Source organism: Sphingomonas sp. QA11 (assembly GCF_028473665.1).
GTDB lineage: Bacteria > Pseudomonadota > Alphaproteobacteria > Sphingomonadales > Sphingomonadaceae > Sphingomonas > Sphingomonas phytovorans.
This window is the reverse complement of sequence record NZ_CP098774.1, coordinates 1,367,199-1,382,132: the sequence shown is the minus strand read 5'-3', so window position 1 is coordinate 1,382,132 and position 14,934 is coordinate 1,367,199. Positions and strand designations below refer to the sequence as shown.

General features: G+C 64.5%; 10 protein-coding genes. 3 read left to right on the top strand and 7 right to left on the bottom strand.

Annotation, left to right across the window (positions count from 1 at the left end; genetic code table 11):
* Window positions 1-39 precede the first annotated feature (39 nt).
* Entirely contained in the window at window positions 40-2,373 is a 2,334-nt protein-coding gene (locus tag NDN01_RS06325) for a TonB-dependent receptor (protein WP_272626521.1), read from the bottom strand.
* Window positions 2,374-2,539: 166 nt separating this feature from the next.
* On the opposite strand from NDN01_RS06325, the gene NDN01_RS06320 reads away from it, so the two are divergent.
* Entirely contained in the window at window positions 2,540-3,343 is an 804-nt protein-coding gene (locus NDN01_RS06320) for a FadR/GntR family transcriptional regulator (RefSeq protein WP_272626520.1), read from the top strand.
* Window positions 3,344-3,883: 540 nt separating this feature from the next.
* Here the strand turns inward: NDN01_RS06320 and NDN01_RS06315 are convergent.
* The 6 genes from NDN01_RS06315 to NDN01_RS06290 form a co-directional block, all read right to left on the bottom strand.
* Complete coding sequence (locus NDN01_RS06315; protein ID WP_272626519.1) at window positions 3,884-6,277, bottom strand: glycoside hydrolase family 31 protein; 2,394 nt, start codon at window positions 6,275-6,277, stop codon at window positions 3,884-3,886.
* Complete coding sequence (locus tag NDN01_RS06310) at window positions 6,274-7,530, bottom strand: MFS transporter (protein WP_272626518.1); 1,257 nt, start codon at window positions 7,528-7,530, stop codon at window positions 6,274-6,276. The genes NDN01_RS06315 and NDN01_RS06310 overlap by 4 nt, the downstream gene beginning before the upstream one ends.
* 429 nt (window positions 7,531-7,959) lie before the next feature.
* Entirely contained in the window at window positions 7,960-8,160 is a 201-nt protein-coding gene (locus NDN01_RS06305) for a hypothetical protein (RefSeq protein ID WP_272628049.1), read from the bottom strand.
* Window positions 8,161-8,430: 270 nt separating this feature from the next.
* Window positions 8,431-8,775: a hypothetical protein gene (locus NDN01_RS06300; RefSeq protein WP_272626517.1), complete on the bottom strand. Its 345-nt coding sequence runs from the start codon at window positions 8,773-8,775 to the stop codon at window positions 8,431-8,433.
* Window positions 8,776-8,909: 134 nt separating this feature from the next.
* Window positions 8,910-11,270 (bottom strand): transketolase, encoded by a 2,361-nt coding sequence (locus NDN01_RS06295; protein ID WP_272626516.1) that lies wholly within the window; start codon window positions 11,268-11,270, stop codon window positions 8,910-8,912.
* A gap of 76 nt (window positions 11,271-11,346) precedes the next feature.
* Window positions 11,347-12,327: a LysR family transcriptional regulator gene (locus NDN01_RS06290; RefSeq protein WP_272626515.1), complete on the bottom strand. Its 981-nt coding sequence runs from the start codon at window positions 12,325-12,327 to the stop codon at window positions 11,347-11,349.
* A 144-nt stretch (window positions 12,328-12,471) separates the two neighbouring features.
* Between NDN01_RS06290 and NDN01_RS06285 the strand changes: the two genes are divergently transcribed.
* Window positions 12,472-13,677: an aromatic ring-hydroxylating oxygenase subunit alpha gene (locus tag NDN01_RS06285; RefSeq protein WP_272626514.1), complete on the top strand. Its 1,206-nt coding sequence runs from the start codon at window positions 12,472-12,474 to the stop codon at window positions 13,675-13,677.
* Window positions 13,674-14,933, top strand: a complete 1,260-nt coding sequence (locus NDN01_RS06280) for a cystathionine gamma-synthase family protein (RefSeq protein ID WP_272626513.1) — start codon at window positions 13,674-13,676, stop codon at window positions 14,931-14,933. Before NDN01_RS06285 ends, NDN01_RS06280 begins: the two co-directional genes overlap by 4 nt.
* Window position 14,934: the final 1 nt, after the last annotated feature.

The following is a 14,934-nucleotide window of genomic DNA, read 5'->3' as shown; positions in this document are numbered from 1 at the left end:
CAAGTGGTGTGGCGGGGCGACGTGCGCGCCCCGCCGTCATCAGAAATTCACGCCGAGCCGGAGACCGCCATAACGACGGAAGTCGCGCGGCAGGAGCGCCTGGGTCGCCAGCTTGTTCCCGAAATTGCCCGCTGTATTGACCAGCGAGGGGAAATATTGCTGGTCGAACAGGTTGTTCACGAAAGCGACCACTTCCCATCTGCGGTCGCTGTCGCGCACGCCGAGCCCGACATTGACGATGCTGTAGGCCCGCTGGAACGTCTGCGGATCCTCCGCCACATAATAGACATCGCCCTGATACTGCCAGTTGGCCTGCATCACGCCGCGCAGGTCGCCGCCCAAGGACGGCGAATAGTCGGCGCCGACCGAGAACTTCCATTTGGGCGCCTGCACGGCGCGCGCGCCGGTCAGGTTCTGATAGGCGGGCTGTGCCGGCTTCGTGGGGGTCGCGGGCACCGCGGGAATGCATCCCTGCGCCGCGGTTTGCAGCGGATAGCATTGCCCGACCGGGAACGACGTATACTTCGCGTCGAGATAGGCGACAGAGGCGTTGAGGTCGAGGTCGCTGCCGATCCGCGCCGAGCTGTCGAACTCGATGCCCTTGGTATTCAGCCCACCGACATTCGTCAGACGGAAATTGGACGTCCCGTCGGCCAGCGTCTCGATCGTCTGTGCCTGCAGATTGTCATAGTCGGTATCGAACAGGGTGACGTTGACCGTCACGCGCCGGTCGAGGAACTGCATGCGCGCGCCGATTTCCCTGTCGCGCGACCGTTCCGGCTTGATCGGGCCCGCCGCGGCCCGGTTCGCGTTGAAGCCGGTCGTCAGATCGTAGGTCTGCCCTTTGTAGCCCGTCGAATAGGTGGCGAAGAGCATGATGTCGGGTGTGACCTCATAGCGCCCGCTGAAACGATAGGTGCCCGCCGTATCCTCGGCATTGCCGCTGAAGAAGGACGATGCGGGCGCGGCGAGATTGTCGCGGAAGGTGTAATAGATCTTTTCATTCTGGACGCGTCCGCCACCGGTCAGGGTCAGGTGCGGAACGATCTCCCAGTCGACCTGAGCGAAAGCGGCGATCTGCTCCGACTTCGATGTCGCATACCAGTTGGCGAGCGAGAAAGCGGGGCCGCGAAGGAAGGGCCGCTCGAACGCCACGTTCGCATAATAGGCACCCAGCGTATAGCGGAACGGCTTGTCGCCGGGCGAGAGCAGGCGGAGTTCGTGCGTGAACAATTTCGACCGGAACTGGCCGACCTGGATGTTGTTGCCGTTGGCCGTCGGCGACGAGGTGTCGTCCTGGTCCAGATAGTCGTTGAGGCGGAACTTGTCGTACGACGTGATCGACACCAGGGTCATCTCGCCGAGCCCGACTTCAGCGCGCAGTGAGCCACCTCCACCGTGATATTTGGTGCGCGAATCGTAGTTGTTGCTGATGTTTTGATTGCCCTCGCTGACCGTGACGCCGGGGAACACGACCCCCGCCGTCTGTCCGGCGACGCCGCGCAGCAATGCGGTCGGATCGAGGCGGATGAACGGCCGCCCGACGCTTGTGTTGCCGTTGAGATAGTTGCCCGACAGGGTGATGGTGACGTTTGAGGCCGGTTCCCAGCGAAGCTTGCCGCGGGCGTTGACCGCCTCGCGCCCGTTCACTTTCTTGCCATTGAACAGGTTGCGGACGTTGCCGTCCCAGTTGGAATAGCTGGCCGAGAAGACGTAGCCGAGGTCCTGGCTAATGGGACCCGAGACGCTGAAATTGCCGCCATATTCGCTGTCGGTTGTCGCCAGTGCGTTGGCGCGGAAGTGGAACGTGTCCGTCGGCTGGCGCGTGATGATGTTGATCAGGCCGGCCGAAGCGGACTTACCGTACAGCGTGCTCTGCGGGCCGCGCAGCACTTCGATCCGCTCAACGTCGGGCAGGTCGGTGAAAGCGCGGGCCTGGAAGGCGAGCGGCACTTCGTCAACCAGTACCGCGACGCTCGGTTCGACGCCGATGCCGAAGGCGAAGGTGCCGACGCCGCGCAGCGACACGTTGGCGTTGACCGGATGCTCGGCCGGACGAACCGTCAGCGAGGGCGCGATCTTGCCGAGATCCTGGAACTGCCGAACGCCCGTCGCATCGAGCTGCGCTTGCGAGACCACTGAAATGGCCAGCGGCACGCGCTGGACGTTCTCGGCGCGCTTCTGCGCGGTGACGATGATGTCGCCGCCCATGTCCGGCGACGGCGTGGCATCGCTGGTCGGGCCAGTCGGGGAGCTCTGCGCTGAATTGGCAAGAGCTTCGGGTGCCGCGTCCTTGGCAAAGGCGGGCGAGGCACCGAGCGCGAGCGAGGCGATCAGTGCGGCGCGGCAAACGGAATCGTGATATTTGCTCATTTCAACCCCCTCATGTCGGTCGCGGATTCTGTCGTCCGTAAACCTGTCTGACGTGTTGCTAGCAAATGGCCTTACCAAATACAAGCTTTCGCAAACTATGCCGCTCTAACCAGTCGCGTCAGCGAGTTGCGGCATGGCACCGCCGATGCTAGTCTCGCGCTATCTTATGCCGAAGAAACAACTGACCAGACCAATCACCGCACCTCCGGCCGCCAGCCCGCAGCCGGATTCGCGTAAATTGTACCAGCAGGTTGCAGCGGCCGTCGCCGGCGCGATCCAGCGCGGCGAGTTCGCGCCGGGCCAGCGCATTCCTTCGGAACGTGACCTGGCCGAGGAATATAAGGTCAGCCGCCCGACGATCCGCGAGGCAATGATCGCGCTGGACGTGATCGGGCTGGTCAGGACTCGCCATGGCTCGGGCATTTTCGTCGTCGACAATCCGCCCAAGGATGCCGCGATGATCGGGCTCGACATCGGCGCCTTCGAACTCACCGAGGCACGTCGCCTGTTCGAGGGCGAGGCGGCGGCGCTTGCAGCGGTGTCGATCACCGACGACGAAATCGCGACACTCGAGACGCTGATCGGCGAAATGGAGCGAGAGAATCTCGAGAATATCAGCGGCGAGCATGCCGACCGATCCTTTCACCTGACCATCGCGCGGGCGACACGCAACTCGGCCGTGGTGGATGTCGTCGAATCGCTATGGGACGCGCGCTACCGGTCGCCGCTCTGCACGCACATGCTTGAGCGGGCGCGCAGCGTCGGCGTCCAGCCGCGAATCGACGAGCATCAGCGTATCCTCGCCGCGCTCCGCGACCGCGACCCCCATGCGGCACGGCGGGAGATGCGCGATCACCTTGCGCGCGTGATCGATGGCCTGCTGACCGCGACCGAGAGCGACACGTTCGAACGCGCCCGCGCCGAGGTGGAGGCGAAGCGGAGCGATCTTGCACGGCGGGTGGCGGTCTGAGCTGAGGCGTGGGCTACTAAAACAAGGACGGCTGCGATTGGCGGTACGCAGCGGCGATGGCACGGTCTCACGGCGTCGGAAGCCGACTAGCGCGCACCGGTTGGCGCGTGCTCACGGCGGCTGCGGACACTCGCGGGGTCGTCCATGATCGATTCAAACGAAGCGAGCTTCGTCGCATCATGACGATGCGCAGAGCATCTGGCCGCGTCGCTGTTTCTCATCGTTGGGCCTATCCGAACTCCCTGTTCCGGGAGGTTCTTTCCCTGTTATCGGAACAGGATTTCCCTGTTATTCGATAACAGGGAAATCCGTATCAAGGCATTGAATATATTCCACATATTTCCGATATCTCGGCCGAATGTACGCCAAAAATAAACAAATTCCCTGTTAATTCCCTGTTATCGGCGAAGATCAGGGAATTTGGATTGGTAAGGCCGCCGCAAGAGCCACGACGACGCTCGAAACAGGCTTGTCGAGATGGCGTATCGAAGGGCAAGCGTTTCGCGCTCCAATCGTACCTCGATATGAACTTTGGATGCACTAGACGGCCAGCGTAACGCCGCGACGTCCGTCGTGAGTCACGGCATCGCCAATCCCGTCATTGACCTGTAGCAAGCGCCGCTCCCCGGGCGGCAGCAGCAATGTAAGCCTTCCGTCACCACCGCTTCCCGGCCCCTCGCGCCGCACCGTGATCGCGATGCGCTCGGGGTCGGCGCGACCATCGACATGCCAGCGATCGACCGGCCCGTCGCCGTCGCCCATATCCTCGATCGCGCTCCAGGCGAACGCGCCTTCGCGTGGCGGAAACAGCCACACGCCGCGTTGATAGGGTTCAGGTCGCCATCCGCCCTTCGCGAGATCGACCAGCATCGCCGATCCGGCACGCGCGAGCAGTGGCGGCGGTCCGTCGAGCGGCGCCGCGAGGGTGACCTCAGCGCCACCCTCGACATGCTCGCCGGTCCACATATCGATCCAGTCAGCCCCCGCCGGCGTTCGCAGGGACCGCGTCGTGGCCCCCGGCTCCATCACCGTCGCGACCAGCAGATCCGAACCGAGCAAATGCTCGTCATTCTCGTCCCAGGCGCGCGCGTCGCCGGGGAAGTCGAGCCAGGTCGGCCGCACCATTGGCTCGCACGCGGCATGATAACGATGCAGCAGGTCGTAGAGGAACGGCACCAGCGTCTGGCGCAGCGCCAGCAGCCGGCGGATGGCCGGCAGGATTTCGGGGTACATCCACGGCTCGTTGACCGTGCGATCGTCGTTCCAGCTATGGATGCTGAACCGCGGCATGAACACACCTGCCTGCACCCAGCGCAGAAGCAGTTCCGGCTCAGGCGCCGGGCCCGCAAAGCCGCCGACATCGTGCCCGCTGTTCGACACGCCCGACAGCGCCAGCCCGATCGCCATGCGCGCATTGTAGCGGATGGTCTTCCACTCGGTGCGGTTGTCGCCGGTCCATGTCTGCGCATAGCGTTGTAGCCCGGCCATGCCCGACCGGGTGACGACATAGGGCCGCGACCCGGGCGCGGTCTCCTGTTGCGCACGGCGGGACGCGCGGGCCATCAGCATCGGCTGCACCGGCCGCATCGCGGCGGCGGAACATGGCGAACCGAAGCCATAGAAACGGGCGCGCCTGTCCCAGATCTCATATTCGTTATTGTCGTTCCACGTCGCGACAATGCCCTGATCGAGCAGCGCCGACTTGACCTGGTCACGCCACCAGGCGGCGGCGGCCGGGTTGGTGAAGTCAATATAACTTCCGACCTCATCCCAGAACTGCGCCTCCACCGGTGCACCCTGCCCGTCACCTACGAACAGGCCGGCGGCCGCGACCTCGTCATAGCGCGGATGGCTGCGCAGCAGCGCGGGCTTGATATTGGGCACGAGCCGAACGCCCGCCCCGGCATAGCTGGCGACGAAGGCGGCCGGGTCAGGGAATTTGTCGCGGTTCCAGTGGAACACATAGCGCTTGTCGCCAATCGAAGTGTAGCCGGACGACAGATGGAACGAGGTGCAGCCGAGATCATGCTCGCCGAGCTTGTCGAGGAACCCAGCCATCTGCTCCGCCGCGTCCGGCGCGTCGGTGTAGCTCATGGTCGACCCGGAATAGCCGAGCGTCCAGCGCGGCATCAGCGCCGGACGTCCAGTGAGCCAGGTGAACCGCCGGGTTACCGCCAGCGGATCGGGCCCGGCGATCATCCACAGGTCGAGGTCCCCGGTATCAGCGACGATGTGGCGGTAGTGCCCGTGATAATTATCGAGCTCGCGCCCGAAGTCGACGCTGACACCGGCAACGCTGTCGTAGAAAGCGCCGTGGCAGCGGCCCATGGCGTCAGCGACGAGGATATAGGGGATCGACTTGTAGAGCGGGTCGCTTTGTTCGGCGTCATAGCCCATCGGATCGAGGTTGGTCAGGCGGAAGCTGCGCCCGGCGCGATTGCTGTCACCCGTCCGGTCGCCGAGCCCGTAATAGCGTTCGCCGGTCTGGCGCGCGCAATAATGGTAGACCCGGCCGTCCCACCAGCCGAAATCATAGGCCTGGGTCGGGCGATCAGCCGCCATCAGCCGCCATTGTTCGCCATCGCGCTGCTCCCAGGTACAATGCAGGCCGTGCAGGCGGATGGTGATGCGCAGCAGCATCGTCTCGACGACGATCTGCCCGTCCTCGACAGCAAGGGCGAAATCCGGGCAGGTGAACCCGTCCACATCCATCCGGTCGCGTCCGGGCTCGGCAATGTCACTTGCCCCCGCCGCGATCGCCCAACTCGGCGGACTCGTCACAACGCCGTCGGCCAGCAGCAGGAGCCGCGCGATATCTTCCTCCAGCACGAAGATATGCGCCACGGCGCCAGTATCGGCGACGAGGGTCAGGCGACCGCGACGTTGCTCCGCCAGCGAGAACAGCGGCGGGTTGGAAAGCGTGGCACGTCTCATCGGCGGGGCTCCGGAACAGTCAGGTGTCTTATGCCGACGATCAGGACGACGGCACCGATCAGGTCGAACACGGACAGGGCGGCAAACAGCGGCGCATAGCCGACCGTGTCCGCAAGCTGGCCGATCAGCAGCGAGAAAAGCAATCCGCCGATCCAGCCCGCCTGGCCGACAAAGCCATTGGCGGTGCCGACCTCCTCGGGCGTGAACACGTCGGCCGACAGCGTGTTGATCAGCACCGAGATCATCTGATGGGCGAAACCGCCGACGCAGAACAGGGCGATGGCGGTATAGGGGCTGACGGCGAGGCCAATGCAACCCGGCGCGATCATCAGCACGGCGGCAAGGCTGATGCCCGCAACGCGCGAGGTGATGAGCCGAACGCCGAAGCGCCTGACCAGGAACGGCGACAAATACCCGCCAAGCACACCGCCGATATCAGCCGCGAGGAACGGGAGCCAGGCAAACAGCGCGATCTGCTTCAGGTCCATGCCGCGTTCGGTGGCGAGATAGAGCGGAATCCAGAAGCTGAACGTCTGCCATGCCGGCTCGGCCAGGAAACGCGGTACGGCGATGACCCAGAATTTCGCTGAACCCAGGATCTCGCGGGCACTCGCGCGCGGTCCCGGCACACTCGGACGGTCGGCCGCGATCAGCGCCTGCTCCTCGGGCGTGATCGCCGGGTGCGCCGCCGGGCTCCGATAAAAGGCATACCACGCCGCCGCCCAGACGAGGCCGACCGCGCCGGTGACGATGAACGCGACCCGCCAGTCAGCCCAGAGCGATACCGCGATCACGACCGGCGGGGCGATCAGCGCGCCAAGCGACGTGCCGGCGTTGAACCAGCCGACCGCCACCGAACGCTCACGCGCCGGGAACCATTCGGCGATCGCCTTGATCCCCGACGGCACGGCAGCGGATTCGGCCAGCCCGAGCAGCCCGCGGAAGAACGCTAGTCCCAGCCAACCCGCCGCGAGCGCATGCAACATGTTGGCGAACGACCAGGCGACGCCGAACAGCGCGAACCCGACGCGCAGGCCGAAGCGATCGACGACGAACCCCGCGATCGGCTGCATCACGGTGTAGGCGAGCTGAAACGCGCCGACGACGTAGCTGTATTGCTGAGTCGTCATCGCCAGGCTGGTCTTCAGCTGCGGCGCGAGCACGCCCAGCGAATTTCGCGCAAGGTAGTTCGCGATCGTGCCGGCACAGACCAGCGCGACGATCCACCAGCGCAGATGGGGTATCCGCTTCATGCCTCTCCCCTTCCCCTCCACGTCACATTTTCTCGACGCTTTGCGCCCCCCGTGAAAGTCCGGCAACGGAAGGCAAGCCCCGCGGTCATCCACGCATGAAGGCTATCGTACCTGCAATGGCCTGTCCAGAGAGGTCAGGCCAATTACCATGCGGGGCCGACCAGCGACATTGATCGCCTCGCGCAACGATGGCCGGGCTTGAAGGACGGTATCCCGTCGAGGTGATGTTGAGGGGAGCCCGCGCGGTCCAAACCGATCGAAACGAAGCCGATCAGGCCGGCATTGATCTCCAGGCGGTCAGCGACAGGCCGAACCGCCAGCAAACCGTCTCAGGCAGTGCTATCGGGGATTGCGGACGAACCGCTTCCCAAATGTCCGCTGCCACCCTGCGGCCAGCCGTATTGCGGGAGCATGCCAGCCCCCGTGCCGCTATTTTTTCGGCGTCACCCAAACCGATACGGGCACCGCAAATTTGCCCGGCGCCGGCTTTCCGACCTCGACCCGGTCGGCAGTCACCAGTTCGCCTGTATCCAGATTGAAGGAGACCCATGGCTTCGGCATGCGACCGAAGGTGAATTTCTGGATGGGCTGGCCAGTGGCCGTATTCATGATGGTTGCGATGACACTCATCCCCGGACCGATAGTCATGAGCATGCCGGGCTGTCCAGCCAGCATGAGGCGGGTGGGCCTCAATGGCGCAGCCTTCTATGCCACGATCCGGCACGATATCAGGCAACGCGTCGCTGTCCGGAAAGCGAAACGCGGGAACTCGCCCGATGATCGGAATCAACGGCCATATGCTATGGTCGTTGCGATAACGTGCCCTACGGTGAAGCCGATCGTTCACCCGCGCCCGGCTGACGATGTGCCTCTATGGCGTCGAACGGGGCCGCCGTGCTCCTATTTTTTCTTCTTGCCTTTGCCCTTTCCTTTCCCGCCTTTGGTCTCGTCCTGACCGAGCGCTGACGCGGCGATCGCCTTGATCTGCTCGATGGTCGGCACGATACGGTCGGTCAGGATATCCGAGGCGAGCTGCGAAATCCGGGAGGAGGTTTCCTTGAGCGCGGCTTTGGCCACTGCCTTTGGCTTGAGCGGTGCGGTCTTGGCGGGTTTCGCCGTCTTGCCGGTATTTTTGGGCGCCGGCGCGATGGTCGCGATCTTCGCCGACACTGCCTTTCTGGGCGTTTTTGGCGGCGTGGCCTTTGGTGCGGCTGTTGCTGTCTTCCCGGCCGGCTTGGCGGCCACTTTACCTGGCGATTTTGCCATGATCTCCGATCCTTCCCAAGGTCAGGGCGAGCCATTGCTCTCCCAGGAAAGATAGGCTGCGCCCAGCGCGCGCAAATGTCGATGCCCGGCAGGAAGACCGGCTAACCGGTCGCCTATTTGCCGTTCGCGGTATCCAGGAAGATATTCGCGACGGAATCGATGATGGCATCGGTATCGAGCCTGTAGCGATGGTACAGGTCTGGCAGGTCCCCCGTCTGGCCAAAGCTGTCGGTTCCGAGCGGGCTCACGCGCATTCCCCAGACACCGCCAAGCCATGAGAGCGTCGACGGCGATCCATCGATGATCGTTACCAGCCCGGCTCCAGGCGCAAGGTCGCCAAGCAGGCTTTCGACGTGAGAGGCGCCTCGCCCCTTCCCCGTCCATCGGCTTGCGCGTTGTGCCGACCAACCCCGGTGGAGCAGGTCGGGCGAGGTCGCCATCAAAAGACCCAGCCCGGGGAGGTCGCCAGCCAGTTCCTTATAGGCTTCGAGAACCTCCGGTGCGACGGCGCCGGTGAACACGATGGCGACATCGCGGTCGCCGCCAGGCCGCTTCAACCAGTAACCGCCCTTCAGCGCGTCCTGCTGCCAGCCGTCATCGGTGCGCTCGATCTGCTCGATCACCCGCGTCGTCAGGCGCAGATATACCGATCCCCCCTCCGCTGCCTGGAGATGCTCGAACGACCAGCCCATGATGAGCGCGAGCTCGTCGACAAAGGCCGGCTCGAAATAGGTAAGGCCGGGCTGGCCGATACCGATCAGCGGCGAATTGATCGACTGGTGGGCGCCACCCTCAGGCCCGAGCGTCAGCCCCGACGGCGTCGCGACCAGCAGGAAGCGCGCATCCTGGTAACAGGCATAGTTGAGCGCATCGAGCCCACGGGCGATGAACGGATCATAGACCGTGCCGATGGGGATCAGCCGGGTGCCGAACAAAGGTGCAGACAGGCCGAGCGCCGCGAGCATCAGGAACAGGTTGTTCTCGGCGATGCCGAGTTCGATATGCTGCCCCGCGCCGTGCCCGGCCCATTTCTGCGCAGACGGAATTCGTGCGGCGGAAAAGACGTCCTTGAGTTCCTGGCGGCGGAACAGCCCGCGCTGGTTCACGAACGCGCCGAGATTGGTGGAGACGGTGACGTCGGGCGACGTGGTGACAATGCGATCGGCAAGCGGGTGCCCGGACTTGGCGAGATCGAGCAGGATACGGCCGAATGCTGCCTGGGTCGACAGTTCGGCGCCGTCCGGGACCGGCAGCACGGCCGGCACCGCGACGGGTGCCGCGGCGGCGACACCGCGCGGCCGCGCCAGCGCACTCGCCTCGACGAAGGAGCGCACCGCAGCGGCGGCATTGTCGCCAAGGCCGCCATAGGGCGCCCATTCCTCGCCCGGCGCGATACCGAGATCGCTGCGCAGCCCCTCGATCTGGGTCGGGTTCATCAATCCGGCATGATTATCCTTGTGCCCGGCAAAAGGCAGGCCATAGCCCTTCACGGTATAGGCAATGAACAGTGTCGGCCGATCGTCGTCGCAGCGTGCAAAGGCGTCGAGCAGCGTCTCGATGCAATGCCCGCCGAGATTGGTCATCAGGGCAGCCAGCGCCGCATCGTCATGCGCCTCGATCAGCGCCCGCGCCGCGCCGTCAGCACCCAGGTCAGCCAGCAGACGCTCACGCCAGGCCGGGCCGCCCTGATAGGTGAGCGCCGCGAACTCGGCATTGGGGCAGGCGTCGATCCAGTCGGCGATCGCCCCGCCACCGGGCCGCGCGAACACCTCGCGCTGTGTCTTGCCGTGCTTCAGCGTCTCGACCCGCCAGCCGCAGGTTTCGAAGATATCGTCGAAGCGGCGGAACATGCGGTCAGCCGTGGTGCTGTCGAGCGACTGGCGGTTGTAGTCGACGATCCACCAGCAATTGCGGATATCGTGCTTGTACGCCTCGATCAGGCATTCGTAGATATTGCCCTCGTCGAGCTCCGCGTCGCCCATCAGCGCGATCATCCGGCCCGTATCCGCCTCGGCCATCTCGCCATGCGCGACCAGATAATCCTGGATCAGGCTGGCAAAGGCAGTGATCGCGACACCGAGGCCGACCGATCCGGTCGAGAAATCGACCGGGATCGTATCCTTGGTTCGGCTGGGATAGCTCTGCGCACCACCCATGCCGCGATAGCGCTGCAGCGCATCCAGGCTTTGCTGGCCAAGCAGATAGTGGATCGCGTGGAGCACCGGGCCGGCATGCGGCTTCACCGCCACCTTGTCCTGCGGCCTGAGCGCGCCGAAATAGAGCGCGGTCATGATCGCGGTGATCGAGGCGCAGCTCGCCTGGTGCCCGCCGACCTTCAGCCCGTCGCGACTCTCCCGCAGGTGATTGGCGTTGTGGATCGTCCAGGACGACAGCCAGCGCAGCCTGGTTTCGATCGTCTCGAGCACGGCGATGGTGGCCGGATCGGCCCGGCGTTCTGGGGGAATCGTGGTCATGTCCATGAAACCCCGAATAGCCGATCCCCGGCCGCGTGCGATGCCAATCTTGTCATGGGGCAAAAACCCCAGGTCATCATGCCGCCGCCTGATCTGCCTGGCGCGCCGCGAACCGCGCGATCAGCCAGCTTCGTACCAGGCTGATCGTCGGATCGGCCAGGTCTTCCGGGCGAAGCTTCAGATAATAGCCGAAACCATCGTCGATCACGCAATCATGGGGGACGACCAGCCGTCCGGCGGCAATCTCCGGCGCGAACATGTCGATATCGGTCAGCGCGACCCCGCCGTTCATCGCATAGCCGACCGCGAGGAGAGCCGTATCGAAGGCAAGGCCGCGATCGACGTTGAGGTCGATCCGGCACTGCCGCGCGAAGATGCTCCAGAGCAGGCCGCGCGGTTCGCCGTCCAGCTTGACGTGAAGCAAGTCGTTGTCGGCGAGGAACTGCGCCAGCGGCTTGCCCGCATGAGCAGCAGCGGTTTGCGGCGAGCAGACGGGCGCGACGCGGACCATCCACAACAGGTCGGTGACCCGGTCGTCGATATTGGGCCGGTCGAACACGATCGCCATGTCGGTCTCGTTGCTCGGCAGGCCGGTGACGCCCGAGCTTGAAATGTCGATCCGGATGTCGGGATGCTCGGCATGGAATGCCTGGATCATCGGCATCACCACCTGATGCAGCAGCGACGGCGGGATATGGATTCTGATCGGCCGGCTCGCATTCGGATTGGCGCAGATCGCGTTCATCGTCTGCTCCAGCCGGTCGAACGACTTGCTGACTTCGGGCAGCAGCGCCTTGCCGGCGGCAGTCAACACCAGGGTCTGGCCGGACCGGTCGAACAGCTTGTGCCCGAGCAGTTCCTCAAGGCTGATAACGTGACGACTGACGGCACTTTGCGAGACGTTCAGCGCCTGCGCGCCGGCCGTGAAACTCAGTCGCTGACCGACGGCGTCGAACGCCCGCAGGGCGTTCAGAGGGAGCCAGCGCCGATTGACCGTTGATGTGCGTGCTATGGCTATCTCCCCGTGTGTAGTGGCTATGCCCTTTTTCGATACCAAGCGCGTTTTTTGTGCTGATGCAACGGCATCAGGCCCACGCTTCCGCCGCTTGCAGCTTTTGGCATGCCACCATGCGCAAATGCGATTTCAGCTTGGCCATCGGGTCATGCCACTCATCCCATGGGGCAAGTTGGAGATTTTGCTTTGGACCTGGGGGATATTTCAGCGCTGCTGCGTGCGCGCCCGGCGGGCCATTCGCTCCCACAGGCATTCTACACCGGCGCCGCGGCGTTCGAATTCGATCTCGCCGCGATCTTCGGGAAATCATGGCTGTTCGCCGGTTTCGAAGCTGAGATCAGGCAGCCCGGCGATTATCTGTCCTTCATGGTGGGCCGCTGGCCGGTCATCATCCTGCACGGCCGCGACGGCGAATTGCGCGCTTTTCACAATAGCTGCCGCCATCGCGGCTCGATCCTGTGCAAGCCCGGACAGGGCAATACTGCGCGCCTGACCTGCCCCTATCATCGCTGGACCTATGGCCTCGACGGCCGCCTGCTCGCGGCAGGCCGCATGCCCGAGGATTTCCAGAAGAGCGACCACGGCCTGAAGCAGGTTCACCTCGAACGGGTCGCCGGCGCGATCTTCATCTGCCTCGCTGAGACGCCGCCCGATATCGAAACGATGCGGCGCGACCTGACTCCGCTGCTCGCGCCACACAATCTGCAGCATGCGAAGCTCGCCTATCAATCGACCCTGGTCGAATATGCGAACTGGAAGCTGGTAATGGAGAATGGCCGCGAATGCTATCATTGCGCGACGGGCCATCCGGAATTGTCGCTGACCTTCCCGGTGAACGCCTCGGCCTATTTCGACCTTGAGGACGAACCAGCGCTCGCCTTTGGTCGCCGCATGGCCGAGATCGGACTGCCGATGGGCCCCGTCGGCGAGGACTGGTGGCAGGCGGTGCGCTTCCCGCTCAACCCAGGTACCGTCGCGATGACCACCGACGGCCAGTTCAACGTCAGGAAGCTGATGTGCGAGGCAGGCGGCGGGGATACCGGCTCGCTGCGCTGGGCGGTCGAACCCAATAATTTCTGCCACTCGACCAGCGAATATACCTTCGCCTTCACCGCGATTCCGGTCTCGCCGACCGAGACTCATGTCGTTTCCAGATGGCTGGTGCACGAGGACGCGGTCGAGGGCGTCGACTACGACGTCGAGACGCTTACCGACCTGTGGACGCGCACCAACCTTCAGGACAAGGAATTCGCCGAGAACAATCAACTCGGCGTCAACTCGCCCGGCTACACGCCCGGCCCGTACAGCCCCGACGCGGAATCGCTGACGCTTCGTTTCGTCGACTGGTATTGCGCCAAGGCGGCCGACTATCTCGATCGCGCTGCGGCATGAGCGCCGCCGACGATCCCGCCTGGCGCCCCGAGACGCTGGCGGTCCGCGCCGGCTATGATCCGGCTGGTGCAGCCAACGCCGCCAAGCCTCCGATCTACATGACCTCGACCTTCGCCTATGCCTCCGCGCGGCAGGCGAAGGATATCCACGAGGCCTATTTCGACGGGACCGGGCCCGAAGTCGGTGGCAACGGCCACATTTACTCGCGGCTCGGCCACCCCAATCTCGACATGGTCGAGGCACGGTTAGCGGCGCTCGACGGGGCGGAGGCAGCCGCTGTCTTCAACAGCGGCATGGCTACTCATAGCGCCATCGCTCTCGCGCATCTGCGGCCCGGCGACAGCGTCGTGTTCAGCCGGCCGATCTACGGCGGGACCAACGGGCTCTACACGGGGCTGATGCCCGGCTTTGGCGTGGCTCATGCCGAATTCACCGATGGGTGCGACCGGAAGAGCGTCGAAGCCGCGGTCGAGGAAGCGCTGGCCAAGGGAGCGCTGAAGCTGATCGTGGTCGAAAGCCCGGCCAATCCCACCGCCGCGATCGTCGACATCGCGATGGTCGTGGCGATCGCCGATGCGGTGGGCTCGCGCACCGGAATCCGCCCGATCGTGGTCGTCGACAACACACTGCTCGGCCCCCTGATGCAGCGGCCGATCGAACTCGGCGCCGATCTGTGCATGACCTCGCTCACCAAATATTGCGGCGGCCATAGCGACCTGCTGGCGGGCGGCGTTTCGGGCAAGACAGCCTTGGTCGCGCCCTTGCGGCTGCTGCGCACAACGCTCGGCAGCCACCTAGATCCCTATACAAGCTGGCTGATGCTGCGATCGATGGAAACGGTGCATCTGCGTGTCGAGCGCGCCATGGACAATGCCCGTATCGTCGCCGAATTCCTGCGCGATCATCCGAAAATCGCCGGCATCACCTATCTCGGCTTCCTCGCGCCAGGCACGCCTGCGCGCACCGTCTATGACCGGCAATGCCGCGCGGCGGGTTCGACCTTTTCCTTCGCGGTAAAGGGCGGGGAACCCGAAGCGTTTCGCTTCCTCGACCGGCTGCGACTGCTGCGCTTCGCGGTCAGCCTGGGCGGGTCGGAAACGCTGATCACCCACCCCGCGACGACGACGCATTATGCCTTGTCGCCCGATGAGCGGGCGGCCGGTGGCATCACCGACGCCTCGCTCCGCCTGTCGGTCGGCATCGAGCATGTCGACGATCTGCTCGCGGATCTCGCCCAGGCGCTGGAGGCGGTGTGAC